The sequence below is a fragment of the Spirillospora sp. NPDC052269 genome, from assembly GCF_040679435.1.
In the GTDB taxonomy this organism is placed as follows: domain Bacteria; phylum Actinomycetota; class Actinomycetes; order Streptosporangiales; family Streptosporangiaceae; genus Spirillospora.
In genome coordinates this window covers 95,029-110,057 of sequence record NZ_JBFAUU010000011.1, presented here as the reverse complement: position 1 = coordinate 110,057, position 15,029 = coordinate 95,029, and the positions used below count along the sequence as shown (strand labels likewise).

Here is a 15,029-nt window from a genome sequence, read left to right as displayed (position 1 = left end):
GGGAGACGCGTCAGCCGGTCTGGTGCTCGCCGGCGGCCCCGGCGAGGTGCGGCGCGAGGACGGTCCGCCATTCGGCCCGCCTCCCGTCGCGCTCCGCCGGGCCGAGCGCCGGTTCGAAGACGCGGCCGATCGGCTGCGCCTCCACGATGGTCTGCAGGGACGGCCAGAGGCCCAGGCGGGCCCCGGCCAGGTAGGCGGTGCCGCGCAGGCTCGCGGTCGCCGAGTCGGCGTCGCGCTCCAGCGGCAGCCCGATGAGGTCGGACTGGATCTGCATCAGCGTGTCGCTGCCCGCGACGCCGCCGCCGACCCGGATGCGGCGCAGCGGCTCCCCGGTGGTGGCGGTCACGCCGTCCACCAGGTCGCACACCGAGTGCGCGATGCCCTCGAGGATGGCGCGCGCGAGCTGGGCGCGCCCGGTCGCGAGGGTCAGCCCGGACAGCGCGGCCGTCGCGCGCGGACGCCACTCCGGGGTGCGGACCCCGGCCAGCGCGGGCACGAACCACGCGCCGCCGGAGGAGTCCGCCTTCGCGGCCAGCAGGCCGATCTCCGCCGGGGTCTGGAAGAACCCGAGGTCCTCGCAGAACCAGCGGAGCGCCGAACCGGTCGTGGAGCAGTACGCCTCCAGGCTGAACTGCGTGGTGTCGCCCTCGCGCCGTCCGACGTGGGCGAGGACGCCGTCCGCGCCGGGGACCGGCGGGTAGACGTCGGTGCCGGTCGCGGCGTCGGCGAACGTGCCGGTGCCGTACATGCACATGGCGTCGCCCGCCTCCAGGCCGCCGAGCGCGACCAGGGCGGCGTGCTGGTCGCCCATGGACGCCGCGATCGGCACGGCCAGGCCGAGGACGGCCTCGTCGGTCACGCCCATGCCCTCGTCGTCGGAGCGCAGCTCGGGCAGCAGCCGGGCGGGGAACCCGAGCCGCTCGATCCACGCGGTGTGCCAGGCGTGCTCGCGCAGCAGGTAGCCGCCGGTGGAGCACGCGTTGGTGGGAGTCGTGGCGTACGTCTTCCCGCCGGTGAGGTTCCAGGCGAGCCAGGTGTCGACCGTCCCGAAGAGCAGGCGGCCGTCCTCGGCGGCCTCGCGGACGCGCGCGTTCCCGGCGATCTGCCGCGCCGCCCAGTAGAACGGCGAGCGGCTGCCGACCGGGCGGCCCGTCCGGGCGAGCAGGTCGGCGTCCCAGTCGTCCTCGAAGGCGAGCAGGTCACCGGCGTGCCGGCGGTCCTGCCAGACGACGGCCGGGGTGAGCGGACGGCCGGTCACCCGGTCCCAGAGGACGGCGGTGGCGCGCTGCGTGGACAGCGCCACGGCCGTGACCTCGACGCCCTCGGCGTGCGCGGCGGCCAGGGCCTCCCGGCACACCGCGAGGGTGGTCGTCCAGATCTCGGCGGCGTCCTGCTCGACCGAGTCGTGGTCGGGATGGTCCACGCCGATCGGCCGGTAGACGACGTGCGCCACCGAGCCGTCCTGCCGGACGACGCCCGCCCGGGTTCCGGTGGTGCCCTCGTCGACGGCCAGCACGCCCGGTCGCCGCGGCGTGCGGCTCCGAACGGGGGTGGTGCTCGGCGTCATCGTGCGGACCCCTCCTTCGTGGGGTGGGCCCGCCGGCCCGGACGGGCCGGCGGGACTTGCGTGACAGAGGTGGGGATACCCGGATCAGCCCGCGGCCGGGGCGGGGACGGCCTCGCCGGGGAGCGGATCCTCGTCCTCGGCGGGGGCCCGGGTCGGGTCCCACTTGATCAGCAGGCAGGTGATCAGCCCGCTGAGCGGCACCACGGCGAGGACCAGGAAGGTGTGCCCGAGTCCGAGGTTGTCCTTGATCTGCGGGAACAGGTAGAGGCCGACGACGCTGCCGAAGCTGCCGATCATGCCGGTCACGCCGGTGCCGAGCGTGCGCACCTCGCTGCGGTAGGACAGCGCGGCGATCGACTTGCCGTTCGCGCCGGGTCCGGCGGAGTGCGCGAAGATGAACAGCACCGGGAGGATGAACGCGAACCAGGTCGGGACGTGTCCGAAGGTCAGGCCCATGACGACGAGCACGACCAGGACGATCGCGAACCCGGCCGCCGAGCTCAGCCGCAGCCCCATCCGGCGTCCGACGTAGGCCGACAGCAGGCCGCCCGCGATGCCGAACGCGTTGAAGATCATCGAGCCGACGGTGGCCTTCTCGAAGCTCTGCCCGAAGATCGCCAGGCTGATCACCGGCAGGTACCAGCCGACCGCGAAGTACTGCATGGCCTGGTCGAGCGAGATGACCGAGGACAGCACCGTCCGGGGCAGGTACCTCCCGCGGAACAGCACGCCCGCCTGCCGGAACCCGACCGCCGGACGGGCTCCCTCGGCCTCCGCCGGGTCCTCGGGCTCACCGGCCTCGGCCTTGATCCCGTAGAGCCGTCCGAGGTTGCGGGCCGCGTCCGCGAGCCGTCCGCGGCTGGCCAGCCAGGACGGGCTCTCGATCAGGAACTTCAGCTGGAGCAGGAAGAGCGCGGCGGCGAACACGCCCGCCGAGCCGACCGACCAGCGCCAGATGTCCGCGCCGGCGTCGAGGTTGAAGAACAGCAGGGTCAGGGCGAGGTTGCCGGTGGTCGCGATGTACCAGACGCCCTGCCAGAGGTTGAGCCGTCCGCCGAGCTTGGCCGGGGTGTACTCGGCCAGCAGCGCCATCGCGACCGCGAAGTCGACGCCGTAGGCGACGCCGACCAGGACGCGGCCCAGCCAGACCGTGGTGAAGTCGCCCGCGAACGCGGCGAGCAGGGCGCCGCCCAGCGCGAACAGCTTCGCGGCCAGCAGCGGGGGGACGCGGCCGATCCGGCCGGCGAGCCAGCCGCCGACCGGGTTGAACACGATGGCGAGCGCGGGGGCGGTGGCCGTCAGGATCGACACCTGGTCGGTGCTCAGGTGCATCTGCTTGGTCATCGGGGCCAGGCCCGCGCTCAGCGCGGCGTTGGAGTAGGCGTCCAGGAAGAGGCCGCCGAACACCAGGATCCAGACCAGCCGCGCGCGACCGGTGATCCTGCCGTGTCCGTCGATGAGCGCTGCGACGTCTTTGACGCCGCGGACGAGGGGGTGGTGCGCCATACGACCGTCCTTCGGGGTACAGGCCCGTCGGGGGGTACGTCAGCGCTTGAGGGCACGGCGAAGCCACCGACAGGTGGTCTTCGTCTGTGCCTGTCAAACAATGCCCGGATGCTAGGAAACCGTGAACTCCCATGTCAAGCCCCACTTACGTGCGAATCAGCGGATCGTCCCTGCTCAACGGCACCGATCCGGTCGGAATCGCCCACAGGCCAGGCGATCCGCTGATCCGGGCATGATGTTCCCCCGGCGCCGAACACACCCGGCGCCCCGCCCCACATCCGAACCCCGAAGGGCCGAACCTTGTCCGCTGACGAGAACCTGCTGAAAGCGGCCGCCCAGGGCGACGCCGCCGCCGTCCGGGACGCCCTGACCGCAGGCGCCGACGTCGAGACCCGCGACTCCCACCGCCGCACCCCGCTCCTCCTGGCGTCCGCCGCCGACCACGTGGAGGCCGCGAAGGTCCTGGTCGCCGCCGGAGCCGACCCGGACGCCCAGGACGACCAGCGCGCCAGCGCGTTCCTGGTCACGGGCGTGACCGGCAGCGTCGCGATGCTGAACGCCCTGCTCCCGGCCAAGCCCGACCTCACCCTGACCAACCGCTTCGGCGGCGTCGCCCTCATCCCGGCCTGCGAACGCGGCCACGTCGACTACGTCCGCGAGATCCTCAAGACCGGCATCGACGTCGACCACGTCAACAACCTGAACTGGACGGGCCTCCTCGAAGCCATCGTCCTCGGCGACGGATCGACCCCCTACCAGCGGATCGTCCGGCTCCTCATCGACGCCGGCGCGAACGTCGACCTCGCCGACGGCGAAGGCGTGACCCCCCTCCAGAACGCCGTCCGCAGGAACCAGCCCGAGATCGCCGCCCTCCTCCAATCCGCCGGCGCCCACTAGGAACGAACACCTCCGAGGTCAGGAAGGCCGGAGGTCGTGACGTTCGCCGGGTGGCAGGGCGGCGACGTCCTGCTTTCCGGCGGCGAGGCGGACGGTGTCCGCGGTCGTCCCGTGGGGGCGGAAGTACCACGAGAGCGGGTCGTGCCCGTGGGCGTCGTGGATCGGCACGAGCACGCGCGCGCCGAGGACGGACGTCCCGGCCAGCGCGTCCGCCGGCCGCATGACCAGGCGCGGCCCGAGGAGCGGACGCAGCCCGTTGACCGGCAGGAGCGCGACGTCCACCTCCGGGCGCTCGGCCCGGTAGCGCTCCAGCAGGGCCACCTCGGCGATCTCGCCGCCGAAGAACACCCGTCCGCCCGGCGCGTTCAGCACGTAGGCGTTGTTGGGCCAGACGAGCGTCTTCCCGGCCGGGACGACCTCCATCGACAGTCCCGGCGCGATCTCGCGAACCTCCCCCGCCCGTACGCGCTCCGCGCGGTGGAAGCCCAGCTTGCGGGCACGCCGGGCCATCCCGGCGGTCGGGACGAACAGTGGTGTCGTGGCCTTGTTCGGCAGGGCGCGGAGCCCGCGCAGGTCCCAGTGGTTGGTGGCCAGGTTGGTGACGACGATCGCGGTGAGCGGCGGCAGCTCGTCCGCCCGCAGCCCGAGCGGCTCGCCCCGGCGCAGCCACCACCGCTCGGTGAACCAGGGATCGGTGAGCACGGTGTGGCCGCCCAGCTCCAGCAGGACGCAGGAGTTCACCACGCGGGTGACGGCCAGGTTCTTGTTGTCCATGGCCGGAGCGTGAGCGTTAATGCATACATGAAGTCAACGGCGTCGCTCACGATCGGCGAGATCGCGGAACGCTTCGGGCTGCCCACGCACGTCCTGCGCTACTGGGAGTCCATGGGACTGCTCGAACCCGGCCGGGACGGCTCGGGCCGGCGCGCCTACGACGAGTCCGACCTGGCCCGCGTGGCGCTGATTCTCATGGGCAAGGAGGCGGGCCTCACCCTGCGCGAGATGCGCACGCTGATGTCCACGCCGAGCCCCATGGACCACCCTGACCTGCTGCGACGCCACGTCACCGAGCTGGAACGCCGCATCGCCCAGAGCCAGGCCGCCAAGGAGCTCATCGAGCACGCACTGGCCTGCCCGCTGAGCTTCGCCGAATGCGACCACGCCCGCGAACGCATAACCGCCCGCATCCCCCCACCCAAACCCGCCACCCACTGACGACTCGGCGCATACGAATCACCGCGCGCGGGCAGCGCGCGCGGGCGACGCCAGATCAGTCGTCGTGGCGGGCCTTGCTGGGCTGGACGCGCTTGGGCTCGCCCTCCATCTTCGGGTAGTTCGGTGGGTAGGGGGCGTCGCCGAGGTCATGGTCCTTCTCGTCGCGGTCGGCCATCTCCAGGAGCGGCTCCAGCGAGAACGCGCGGTCGTCGATCGAGGCGTGCGGGTCGCCGATCTCCGCGAACCGGGCGGGCATGGTCGCGATGGTGAAGTCGTGCGGGTCGGCGTCGGGCAGCTCGTCCCAGGTCAGCGGGGCCGAAACGGGCGCGTACGGGAGCGGCCGGACGCTGTAGGCGGACGCGATCGTGCGGTCGCGCGCGTTCTGGTTGAAGTCGATGAAGACCTGCTCGCCGCGCTCCTCCTTCCACCACTTGGTGGTGACGTCGGCGGGGGCGCGCCGCTCGACCTCGCGGCCGAACGCGAGCGCCGCGCGGCGGACCTCGGTGAACGTCCAGTTCGGCTCGATCCGGACGTAGACGTGCACGCCGCCCTTGCCGGACGTCTTGACGTAGCCGGTGAAGCCGAGCTCGTCGAGCAGCTCGCGCGCGGGGCCGAGTGCGACCCGGACGGCGTCGGAGAAGTCGGTGCCGGGCTGCGGGTCGAAGTCGATGCGCAGCTCGTCGGGGTGGTCGACGTCGGCGCCGCGCACCGGCCACGGGTGGAAGGTCAGGGTGCCGAGGTTGGCGGCCCACGCGATGGTCGCGACCTCGGTCGGCATGACCTCGTCGGCGGACCGTCCGCTCGGGAAGGCGATCCGGGCCGTCCGGACCCAGTCGGGCGCGCCCTTCGGGATGCGCTTCTGGTAGAAGGCGTCGGACTTGCCCGCGCCGCCCCCGGCCTGCCCGCGCGCGTAGTCCTCGCGGGTGGCCATCTTCGCGCCCTCGAACACGCCGCCCGGCCAGCGTTCGAGCGTGGTCGGACGGTCGCGCGTGGCGCGCAGGATGCCGTCCCCGACCGCGATGAAGTACTCCACCAGCTGCCGCTTGCTGTATCCGCATTCCGGAAAGTACGGCTTGTCCGGGTTGGATACCTTGACGATCCGGTCCCCGACGGGGATCTCGATGTAAGGCGAGGCCATACCGGCACGCTAACCCACCCCTCCGACACTCCCCGGCCCCGAGCCCCGCCCGCCTCGACGCGGCGTGCCGTCGTGCCGTGCCGCGGCCGCCCCGTCGTCCCCCTGAAGGCCATCGACCCCCGGACGGCCGTCCACCCCCAGCCGCCACCCCGCACCACCCGGCCACCCTGGGCTTTCCTTATTCCTCAGGAGAAGGAACCCCAAGGCGCACAGACGCCACAAGAGGCCGGGGCTAGCGTGGAATTCATGACCCTGGTCAGCGCCGCGTTCCGCAATCTATTGATCGGACTGGTGGCCGTCATCGCCTTGGCGACGTTCCTGCTGTGGGACCGAATCCCGGGGCCGCGGACGATCCGTCTGGCGGTTCGCGGCATTCTTCTCCTAACCGGACAGTTCTTCGGAATCGTGGCGTTGCTGGTGACACTGAACATCTCCTACGGCGGCCTGGTGGTCACCTGGGCCGATCTCATGGGAGAGCAGACCACCCAAGGCGCGCGCATGGCGGGCCAGCCGGGGAAAGTGACGATGAACCCGGTCGCCAAGGTCACCTCCCGTCCGATCATCGAGTCGCAGGGTTTCGGCGAGCCGGACGAGGACGGCTTCCTCAAGACCACCCTCAGGGGACCGTCCTCCGGGGTGACGTCGCAGGTCTACGTCCTGCCCCCACCCGGATACGACCAGCACCCGGACCATTACTATCCGGTGCTCGAACTCCTGCACGGCGTCCCCGACTCGCCCGGCGCGTGGATGAGGCAGATGCGCGTGGCGTCCCATCTGGAAAGCGGCGTGGACGCCGGAGCATTCCATCCGTTCATTCTCGTGATACCGAACGCCACCCCCTATCCCGACCATTCCTCACCGCGTTCCACCGAGGAGTGCACCGACCTTTCCAGTGACGACAGAATAGAGACCTGGATCACCCGGGACGTCCGGAATCTGATCATCGGCAGTTTTCGCGCCATCGAGGATCCGTCCGGCTGGGGGCTCCTGGGATACTCGGCCGGAGGATTCGCCGCCGTGAACCTGGTACTGAAACACCCCGACCTCTACAAGGCGGCGGTCTCCATTTCGGGCTACTACTCCCCCGAATCGCCGCTCGTCACCGCCGACCCGGAATTCGCCCGCGAGAACGACCCGGTCTGGCGCGTGTCCCACACCCGCACCCCGCCCGTCTCGATCCTCATGACGGCGAGCGCGCAGGACGCCGTCGACCCGCCGTCCGAGTCCCACCGCATGCTGGCCGCCGCGAGGACGGGCGCCCGGGACACCGAGCTGCAGGAGTACGTCGCGCCCCTCGGCGGCGGCCACAACCAGGGCGCCTGGGAGAAGATGCTGCCGACGGCGTTCCGCTGGTTCACCCGGCGGCTGAGCGGACCGGTGACCCCGTCATGAGCCTCACCGGCCAGACGTTCCAGCTCCTCACCATCCTCGCCACCGCCGTCCTGACCGCCGCGACGCTCCTGCTCTGGAACCGCGTCCGCGGCCCGCGCCCGGTCCGGCTGCTGGCCAGGGCGGGCATGCTGACGTCCAACTACGTCGTCGCCGCGGTCGCCGCCCTGGTCTCCATCAACATCGCCTACGGAGGCCTGATCGCGGGCTGGGGCGAACTCATGGACAACCTCGCCCCGCCTCCCAGCACCACCCACCACGCCCCCTGACGGAACGCGCGCCGCACCCGTGCCCGGAAAGCGGCCTTGGGCTCCCACGGCATTTCCGGCGACGCGCTGCCCATCCGTCCCACGTGACGGCAGGGCCGCGCCGATTCCGGACTTCTGGAAGATGCCCGGGAGTTTCCGCAGGTAGGCACCCTAATTCTCCGATGGCGACGGCTCTGCGGAAGGCCCCGCACCCGAACTCGGCGACGTCGGGCATCGAAGGGCCGGGCCCTTCCCCTGCCAGCCGGGGATGTGCATGCAGAGCGCGATGTATCCGCGGTTCGAGGTGATCTGCCGGTAACCGCGGTAGACCCTGCAGGTCACCGACGAGGACATGTCGGGCGCGGACGCCTGGACGTTGCAGTCGCCGGGAGAATCCGGATAGCCCGTCATCTTCCACGGCAGCCTGACGTTCTTCAGCTCGTCGTGCTCGTGGCCCAGGCTGTAGGTGATGTCGACCCGTCCGCGGCCGGTGACCTTGAGCGTGACGGCGTTGTCGCCGAGCCCCGGCTTGGCGGTCGTCGGCCGGACGCTCGGCACGGGCGGCGGCACGAACGAGGGCGGCGCGCTGGTCACCGGCGCGCTGGACGAGGACGCCGCGTCCGCCGGATGCCCGCCCCCGGAACCACCGCACCCGGCCAGCGCCCCGAGAACCAGAAGCCCCGCGCCGCCACCCCACCGCCGAACCCGCACGTCGCCCTCCGTCCGCTGGAACACCACAGACAGCCGACTATGGGACGTCCCGGAATATGTCCGGTACATGCGCAGGGAGCGGGCGGACGGACCGTGGCCATCGCCACGGTCCGTCCGGCATCCGCGTGCTCACGCCCGCAGGGGCGCTGAACAGATCACTCCATGTGCTGCTGCGGCAGGCAGGTGGAGATCACGGTGACCGTGCCCGAGTTGCCCGTCGTCAGGAAGAAGGTGCCGCTCCAGGTGTTGTAGAGCGTCGGCGACGGACGGTTGTCGCGGTTCTCCACGGTCTGGCCGGGGATCTCCCAGTAACCGCCGATGACCACCGAGTTCGGCGGGCACTCACCCCCATTGACCGTCACGGGAGTGGCGCCGGTGATCGTGATGGTGGTACCCCGGGAGAACACGGCCGCCTCGACGACGCCACCCGGCCCGGTCGGTCCGGGCTCGCCGCCCGTGCCCTCCGGCCCCGTAGGCCCCGTCGGCCCGGTCGCACCGTCCTGACCGGGCACACCCGCCGGGCCCGTCGTCCCTGCCGCTCCCTCCGGCCCTGTCGGACCGGTCGGCCCCGTTTCACCGCCGCCGCCACCGCCGGCCGGGCCGGTCGGACCGGGCACGCCCTGCGGACCTGTCGGCCCGGTCGCACCGTCCAGGCCAGCATCCCCCGGTTGGCCCGCCGGTCCCGTGGGACCGATCGCACCGTCCAAGCCAGGCATGCCCTCCGGGCCGGTCGAGCCGGGAGCACCGTCCAGACCCGGGACACCCTCCGGTCCCGTCGGGCCGGTCGCGCCGTCCAGGCCAGGTGTGCCCTCTGGACCGGTGGGCCCCACAGGTCCTGTCACACCATCCACCCCGGGTAGTCCCGTCGGCCCGGTCGGTCCTGCCGGGCCGGTCGCGCCATCCAGGCCCGGCGTGCCTTCCGGCCCAGTCGGACCTGCGGGTCCCGTCACGCCGTCCAGCCCCGGAAGTCCCTCGGGTCCGGTCGGACCGGTAGCACCGTCCAAACCAGCCGGACCCGTCGCACCGTCCAGACCCGGCACACCCTCCGGTCCTGTCGGGCCAGTCGCGCCATCCAGACCCGGCACACCCTCCGGTCCGGTCGGCCCCGTCGCACCGGACGGACCGGTCGCGCCGTCCGCTCCTGGCACACCCTCCGGCCCTGTCGGACCCGCCGGACCCGTCGCTCCGGGATCACCCGGAAGCCCCTGAGGTCCCGTCGGACCGGTAGCACCATCAAGACCAGCCGGACCCGTCGCACCGTCGAGACCTGCGGGTCCCGTCGGACCGGTAGCACCGTCCAGACCAGCCGGGCCTGTCGCGCCGTCCACGCCCGGCGCACCCTCCGGTCCCGTCGGACCGGTCTCCCCACCGCCACCACCAGCCGGACCGGTCGGCCCCTGCGGCCCTGTCGGACCAGTCGCGCCATCCAGACCCGCAGGCCCCGTCGCACCATCCTGACCCGCGGGCCCCGTCGCACCGTCCAGACCCGGACTACCTTCCGGACCGGTCGGGCCGTCGAGCCCCGGCAAGCCCTCAGGGCCCGTCGGGCCCGTGGCACCATCCAGACCAGGAATGCCCTCCGGTCCTGTCGGGCCGGTCGAACCGTCCACGCCCGGCGAACCCTCGGGACCGGTCGGACCATCCAAGCCAGGTGTGCCCTCAGGACCGGTTGGACCCGCCGGGCCGGGCGCGCCGTCCACCCCAGGCAGCCCCTCCGGTCCTGTCGGGCCTGTCTGACCGTCCAGCCCCGGAACACCCTCGGGTCCGGTCGGACCGGTCGGGCCGGTCTCCCCACCGCCACCACCAGCCGGACCGGTCGGCCCTTGCGGCCCCGTCGGACCAGTAAAACCAATGCCAGGAGCACCTTGCGGGCCTTCTGGTCCCGTTGGACCGGTCGCGCCATCAAGACCCGCCAAGCCTTCCGGACCCGTCGGACCGGTCGCGCCGTCCAAGCCAGGCAGCCCCTCCGGGCCCGTCGGACCTGTCATACCGTCCAAACCCGGCAAGCCCTCGGGCCCGGTCGGGCCGGTGGCACCATCCAAACCAGGAAGACCCTCAGGTCCCGTCGGACCGGTCGGGCCGGTCTCGCCGGTCCCGCCGCCGGACGGGCCGGTCGGACCGGGTATGCCCTGCGGCCCCGCAGGGCCGGCGGCGCCGGTCGGGCCGGGCGCGCCGTCCGCGCCAGGTAAACCCTGCGGTCCGATCTGCCCCTGCGGTCCGACAGGGCCGGTGGCGCCGTCCAGTCCAGGAAACCCTTGCGGCCCCTGTGGCCCGACCGGACCCGTCGGGCCGGTCGTACCCGTCCCACCTCCGGCCGGACCTGTCGGCCCCGTCGGGCCGGTCGCGCCGGTTCCACCGCCGCCGCCCGGGCCAGTTGGCCCCGTCGGGCCGGTGTCGCCCTTCTCACCCGGACGCCCCTTCGGCCCCTTGGGACCAGTGGGGCCCGTCGGTCCGGTGGGCCCCCGCTTCCCGTGGCAGCGCGGACATTTAGGACGACATTGCCACTTGTGGCAGCTGGGCCAGCCCCCATCCGTCAACGTGGCATCTGCCGACGTCTGCACCGACATCGCAATGGCCGCCGCCGACACCGGTAGAAGAACGGACGTCGCAAAGAGTGTCAACTTCGACAATTTGCGGTGCATCATGAGGACTGTCCCGATCTCGTCCGGTCGATGGAATGCGATTATCCCAGCCGCATCCACCCGAACCCCGCGAACCCGAGTCCAAGATCTGGTTCCCTAACGCCAAAGCGAAGGGCAATCCAGTTCTCCAGGAATGCCGACGGAACGTCAATGGATCGACTTCCCGACGCCAAATACGGCGGCGCCGACGCGTCCTGAGAGACCAGTGGCCCTACGCTCACCGGCCATGACCGCCGTGGAATCCATCAGCGCGAGACTGGTCGATCGCTCACGCAGGGTCGTGCGGCACTCGAGCCCACACCGATGGCACTTGTTGCTGGTCGGGGGCTTCCTCGTGCAGGTGCTCGTCCGACTGGTCCTCGGGGCCGGGCAGACGGGCCCCGTCCTGATTCCCGACGAAACGGGATATCTTCTGGCCGCCCGCCTCCTGTCCGGCGGTGCGTTGGGAGACCTTTCCGGACGCGTTTTCTACCATGCCGGATACTCCCTTCTAATCTCGCCCGCGTATTGGTTCACCAGCGATCCAGGCACCGTCTACCACCTCGTCATCGCCCTGAACGCACTCCTGAGTTCCACCCTCCTCTTTCCCGCGTATCTGGGCGCCCGCCGCATGGGATTGAGGCGAAGTCACTCATATGCGCTCGCCCAGGGCGTGGCGCTTCTGCCGGGGGTCCTGTACTACGCGCAGTTCGCGCTGAGCGACGCGATACTGCCGACCCTCGTGGCGTGCTGGCTGCTGCTGATCCATTCGTGGCTTCGCCGAGGAGGCGCGCTCTTCGGAATCGCGGCGGCCGGGCTCGCGGCCTTCGCGTACTGCACCCACCCCCGGGGCCTGATCGTCCTCCTCGTCCAGGTGGCCCTCCTGACCGTCCTCCCGTTCATCAGCCGCCGGACGAACGGACGGGACGTCGCGCTGGTCGGACTCTTCCTGACGCTCTGCGCGATCCTGGCCTGGAACCTGAACCTCTGGACGCGTCACCAGCTCTATCCCGCGGGCGCCGCGTCCGTCGGGCACCTGCTGGTGCACCGGCTCACCAGCGTCGACGGAATCCTCTGGACGATCTCACTGACGGCCGGAAAGGTCTGGTACCTGGTCGTTTCGACCTGGGGTCTCGCGGGGGTCGGCCTGACGGCGACCGTCGCGCTCATCGTCCGCCCCAGGGTGAGCAGGGCGACGAAGGCGACTGCGGGAGTCGCGCTGCTCACCCTCGCCGGAATCGCGGTCGCCACCTCGGCCGCAGTGCCGGACGAGGGGACGGTCGCCAACCACGCCTACGGCCGCTACCTCGCCTGCCTGATGCCCTTCTTCGTGCTGGCGGGCGGCGCGGCGCTGCTGCGCGCGAAGCCGATCGACCGGGTGCGCCTGACACTCGGCGCCACCGCGATCGCCGTCGCCTCGGCCGCGGTCGTCGTCCTGCAGAGCGGCGACCGGCTCCGGACGGGCTTCTTCGGCCCCTTCGACTTTCCGGAGATCTGCTTCCTGACCTGGAACTGGTCCGAGCTCCACCTCTGGTCGGCGACCTGGACCGCGCTGCTGATCCTCATGGTCACGGCACTCGCGTCGGCTTCCGTGAGCGAACTCCACGCCCGACGCGGCCTGCTCGCCGCCCTGGTCGTCCTGAACCTGACGGCCGCCGTCGTCACAACCGACCGCGTCTCGTCCTACTGGGTGAAACAGCTGACCCCGAAGGTCTCCCTCAAAGCAGCCGACCTGAAGCCCCAGGACCGCGTGGCGATGAGCTACCGAGGCATGGGATGGCGGATCTGGGTGTCGCAGGCGTTCGAGGTGCACTCGGGCCTGGTGCCCTTCGACCGCTTCACCCGCAAGCCGCCGGCGCCGTCACTCACAATGATCGTCGTCCCCTGGAACCGCAGACAACGAGTGGAGGACAGCTGGCCCGCGGCGAAGCCGGGCTGGCACGTCGTCACCGCACTCGAAAGCAGCGTAGGCGGCTGGGCCGCCTGGCGCCGCCGCTAACGATCGCCCCGCCGAACCCGCACCATCAACGCCCGGACGTCGGACGCCCGCAAACACAAGCAGCCGCCGTCCGGACACCGACTGTCCCGCACACCAACCAGCCCAGCCCCCAACCGAGCCAACTCAACGCAAGCACCCTGCTCACCATCGGAGTGACTGGACTTCCGCCACACGACCATCGCCCCGCCTCCCGCCAGCGAAACGCCCTCCCGCAGAAGAGCGGTTTCCCGAGATCAGACGCCCTGCCGAATCCGCGCCACCAACTGGCCCAGCTCGGACGGCCGCAAGGACAAGCAACCACCCTCCGGACACTTGCTGTCCCGGATGCCGACACTGCCCGGTTCCAGCCCGGCGCCCGGTTTTACTTCCCCGGACGCCCACCTATCCGAGCCCAAGGCTTCCCAGCCCCACGCATGCCGCCATTCGCGCTGCCCTCACTGAAGCGGAACCTGCCCCCGGGCTTTGGCTCACCTCTGTCGTCGGCGGAACTTCCTGCAAGAAGAGCGGCTGCCTGAGGTCAGACTTCCTGCTGAATCCGCGCCAGCAACACGGCCAACTCGGACGGACGCACCGTGAAGTGGCCGTCTTCGGGGTGCTTGCTGTCCCGAATGCCGATCTTGTCCGCACCGGGCTCAGCAAGCTCCCACGCAGTTGGCACCACCAGCGTCGCCGCAACTGGACTTGCGCCAGGGGGACATCAACCGGCCTCCCCGTCGTCAACTACTGGCGGCATGCAATGTCCCATGCCGAACGCAGTTCAACAACAGCGCCAGCTCGACCGTCGAGAGGACAAGGTGCCCAGCGGCCGGCACCTTGCTGTCTCGGACGCCCACCATGCCCGGTTTGAGACTTCCCAGCTCCACGCATGCGCCGTTGACGCTTCCCTCGCTGTAGCTGGACGTTCGCCATCTAGGCATTCGCCTGCTCCCTCGCTCGGTGCAATCGAACCAGCGACTCCCGCATGCTGAGAGCCACGTCGCTGACTCGGTCGAAAGCCGCGCAGTAGGTCGCGACTTCGCCGGGTTCCCGGATCAGTCTGCCTGGACCCACCGTGCTCGTAAACGGGTAGTCCCGGCCGTCCGGAGCGGTGTAGATGACGAAGGAGCCATCTCTGCCGATGTGCGCCCCCGCTGACAGCTCGACCACCCTGACCGTGACCGTCTCAGCCATAGCGATGAGGTGGCCGAGTTGCTCGCGCCAGACATCCGGAGCACCCACCGGCATGGTCAGCGCCCCCTCGTCCATGATGATCCGGACGTTGGGCATCGGCTTTCGCGCAAGGATGCTCTCCTGGAGCTTCACCCTCCGCTGCACCGCCTGGTCCAGGTCAGTGCGTCCAGCTGAGACAAAAGACGCGCGAGCGTATTCCGGCGTCTGGAGGAGTGTGGGTATCCAACCGAGGCTCCAGACACGGGCCTGAGTCGACTCCATCGCGAGCGCATCCACCTGCGCACGCCATGTGGAGGAATGTCGCGCCTTCCCGGTGCGCACGATTCTCGCCAGAGTTCCGCCCGTCTGGCATGCTTCGTCAATCTTGACTGCATGCTCCTCCTGGAGCGGGCTGACTCCATTTTCAACCTTGGAAACCAGAGACTTCGTCTTCCCAATGATCTCCGCCACGTCCAGGATCGTGAGGCCACGCACTTCACGAAGTTTTCGCAGCTCAACCGCCGCCCAGTCGAAGGGGTCGCCGTCCGGGTCGAGCATTCTGTCGCGGTAGGACATCCCTTCTCCAAGG

General features: G+C 70.8%; 15 protein-coding genes. 5 read left to right on the top strand and 10 right to left on the bottom strand.

Annotated features, from left to right (window positions below; all coding sequences use genetic code 11):
* Nucleotides 1–10 precede the first annotated feature (10 nt).
* On the bottom strand, nucleotides 11–1,567 hold the full coding sequence (locus AB0L06_RS24095; RefSeq protein ID WP_500233320.1) for an FGGY family carbohydrate kinase: 1,557 nt from the start codon (nucleotides 1,565–1,567) through the stop codon (nucleotides 11–13).
* An 84-nt stretch (nucleotides 1,568–1,651) separates the two neighbouring features.
* Nucleotides 1,652–3,073, bottom strand: coding sequence for an MFS transporter (locus AB0L06_RS24090; protein ID WP_500233319.1), 1,422 nt, complete (start codon nucleotides 3,071–3,073; stop codon nucleotides 1,652–1,654).
* 300 nt (nucleotides 3,074–3,373) lie between these two features.
* Between AB0L06_RS24090 and AB0L06_RS24085 the strand changes: the two genes are divergently transcribed.
* Nucleotides 3,374–3,970: an ankyrin repeat domain-containing protein gene (locus AB0L06_RS24085; RefSeq protein ID WP_500233318.1), complete on the top strand. Its 597-nt coding sequence runs from the start codon at nucleotides 3,374–3,376 to the stop codon at nucleotides 3,968–3,970.
* Between the two features lie 18 nt (nucleotides 3,971–3,988).
* On the opposite strand, the gene AB0L06_RS24080 is transcribed toward AB0L06_RS24085, so the two are convergent.
* Complete coding sequence (locus tag AB0L06_RS24080) at nucleotides 3,989–4,744, bottom strand: MBL fold metallo-hydrolase (RefSeq protein ID WP_500233317.1); 756 nt, start codon at nucleotides 4,742–4,744, stop codon at nucleotides 3,989–3,991.
* A gap of 27 nt (nucleotides 4,745–4,771) precedes the next feature.
* Here AB0L06_RS24080 and AB0L06_RS24075 point away from each other — a divergent pair, with 27 nt between their 5' ends.
* The gene (locus tag AB0L06_RS24075) at nucleotides 4,772–5,185 is read left to right on the top strand and encodes a MerR family transcriptional regulator (RefSeq protein WP_500233316.1); all 414 of its coding nucleotides are present in this window, start codon (nucleotides 4,772–4,774) and stop codon (nucleotides 5,183–5,185) included.
* 55 nt (nucleotides 5,186–5,240) lie between these two features.
* On the opposite strand, the gene AB0L06_RS24070 is transcribed toward AB0L06_RS24075, so the two are convergent.
* The gene (locus AB0L06_RS24070; RefSeq protein WP_500233315.1) at nucleotides 5,241–6,323 is read right to left on the bottom strand and encodes a DNA polymerase domain-containing protein; all 1,083 of its coding nucleotides are present in this window, start codon (nucleotides 6,321–6,323) and stop codon (nucleotides 5,241–5,243) included.
* Nucleotides 6,324–6,569: 246 nt separating this feature from the next.
* Between AB0L06_RS24070 and AB0L06_RS24065 the strand changes: the two genes are divergently transcribed.
* Together AB0L06_RS24065 and AB0L06_RS24060 are read left to right on the top strand one after the other, a co-directional pair.
* Nucleotides 6,570–7,715 (top strand): alpha/beta hydrolase, encoded by a 1,146-nt coding sequence (locus tag AB0L06_RS24065; RefSeq protein WP_500233314.1) that lies wholly within the window; start codon nucleotides 6,570–6,572, stop codon nucleotides 7,713–7,715.
* On the top strand, nucleotides 7,712–7,981 hold the full coding sequence (locus tag AB0L06_RS24060) for a hypothetical protein (protein ID WP_500233313.1): 270 nt from the start codon (nucleotides 7,712–7,714) through the stop codon (nucleotides 7,979–7,981). The genes AB0L06_RS24065 and AB0L06_RS24060 overlap by 4 nt, the downstream gene beginning before the upstream one ends.
* Nucleotides 7,982–8,131: 150 nt before the next feature.
* On the opposite strand, the gene AB0L06_RS24055 is transcribed toward AB0L06_RS24060, so the two are convergent.
* Together AB0L06_RS24055 and AB0L06_RS24050 are read right to left on the bottom strand one after the other, a co-directional pair.
* Entirely contained in the window at nucleotides 8,132–8,671 is a 540-nt protein-coding gene (locus AB0L06_RS24055; RefSeq protein ID WP_500233312.1) for a hypothetical protein, read from the bottom strand.
* Between the two features lie 155 nt (nucleotides 8,672–8,826).
* Nucleotides 8,827–9,078 carry a hypothetical protein gene (locus AB0L06_RS24050; RefSeq protein ID WP_500233311.1) on the bottom strand — a complete coding sequence of 84 codons (252 nt, stop codon included), beginning with the start codon at nucleotides 9,076–9,078 and terminating at the stop codon, nucleotides 8,827–8,829.
* Between the two features lie 2,461 nt (nucleotides 9,079–11,539).
* Between AB0L06_RS24050 and AB0L06_RS24045 the strand changes: the two genes are divergently transcribed.
* Nucleotides 11,540–13,291 carry a hypothetical protein gene (locus tag AB0L06_RS24045; RefSeq protein ID WP_500233310.1) on the top strand — a complete coding sequence of 584 codons (1,752 nt, stop codon included), beginning with the start codon at nucleotides 11,540–11,542 and terminating at the stop codon, nucleotides 13,289–13,291.
* Here AB0L06_RS24045 and AB0L06_RS24040 read toward each other — a convergent pair.
* From AB0L06_RS24040 to AB0L06_RS24025, 4 genes are all read right to left on the bottom strand, one after another.
* Nucleotides 13,288–13,470 (bottom strand): DUF397 domain-containing protein, encoded by a 183-nt coding sequence (locus AB0L06_RS24040; protein WP_500233309.1) that lies wholly within the window; start codon nucleotides 13,468–13,470, stop codon nucleotides 13,288–13,290. The genes AB0L06_RS24045 and AB0L06_RS24040 overlap by 4 nt on opposite strands.
* Nucleotides 13,471–13,808: 338 nt before the next feature.
* Nucleotides 13,809–13,949, bottom strand: coding sequence for a DUF397 domain-containing protein (locus AB0L06_RS24035; protein ID WP_500233537.1), 141 nt, complete (start codon nucleotides 13,947–13,949; stop codon nucleotides 13,809–13,811).
* A gap of 58 nt (nucleotides 13,950–14,007) precedes the next feature.
* Nucleotides 14,008–14,208, bottom strand: coding sequence for a DUF397 domain-containing protein (locus AB0L06_RS24030; RefSeq protein ID WP_500233308.1), 201 nt, complete (start codon nucleotides 14,206–14,208; stop codon nucleotides 14,008–14,010).
* A complete protein-coding gene (locus tag AB0L06_RS24025) occupies nucleotides 14,201–15,016 on the bottom strand; it encodes a helix-turn-helix domain-containing protein (protein ID WP_500233307.1) in 816 nt (271 codons plus the stop codon). Before AB0L06_RS24025 ends, AB0L06_RS24030 begins: the two co-directional genes overlap by 8 nt.
* Nucleotides 15,017–15,029: the final 13 nt, after the last annotated feature.

Coding starts and splice junctions, on each gene's coding strand:
- AB0L06_RS24095 (WP_500233320.1), bottom strand. CDS start 1,567: ATGACGCCGAGCACCACCCCCGTTCGGAGCCGCACGCCGCGGCGACCG.
- AB0L06_RS24090 (WP_500233319.1), bottom strand. CDS start 3,073: ATGGCGCACCACCCCCTCGTCCGCGGCGTCAAAGACGTCGCAGCGCTC.
- AB0L06_RS24080 (WP_500233317.1), bottom strand. CDS start 4,744: ATGGACAACAAGAACCTGGCCGTCACCCGCGTGGTGAACTCCTGCGTC.
- AB0L06_RS24075 (WP_500233316.1), top strand. CDS start 4,772: ATGAAGTCAACGGCGTCGCTCACGATCGGCGAGATCGCGGAACGCTTC.
- AB0L06_RS24070 (WP_500233315.1), bottom strand. CDS start 6,323: ATGGCCTCGCCTTACATCGAGATCCCCGTCGGGGACCGGATCGTCAAG.
- AB0L06_RS24065 (WP_500233314.1), top strand. CDS start 6,570: ATGACCCTGGTCAGCGCCGCGTTCCGCAATCTATTGATCGGACTGGTG.
- AB0L06_RS24060 (WP_500233313.1), top strand. CDS start 7,712: ATGAGCCTCACCGGCCAGACGTTCCAGCTCCTCACCATCCTCGCCACC.
- AB0L06_RS24045 (WP_500233310.1), top strand. CDS start 11,540: ATGACCGCCGTGGAATCCATCAGCGCGAGACTGGTCGATCGCTCACGC.
- AB0L06_RS24040 (WP_500233309.1), bottom strand. CDS start 13,470: ATGGTCGTGTGGCGGAAGTCCAGTCACTCCGATGGTGAGCAGGGTGCT.
- AB0L06_RS24030 (WP_500233308.1), bottom strand. CDS start 14,208: ATGCCTAGATGGCGAACGTCCAGCTACAGCGAGGGAAGCGTCAACGGC.
- AB0L06_RS24025 (WP_500233307.1), bottom strand. CDS start 15,016: ATGTCCTACCGCGACAGAATGCTCGACCCGGACGGCGACCCCTTCGAC.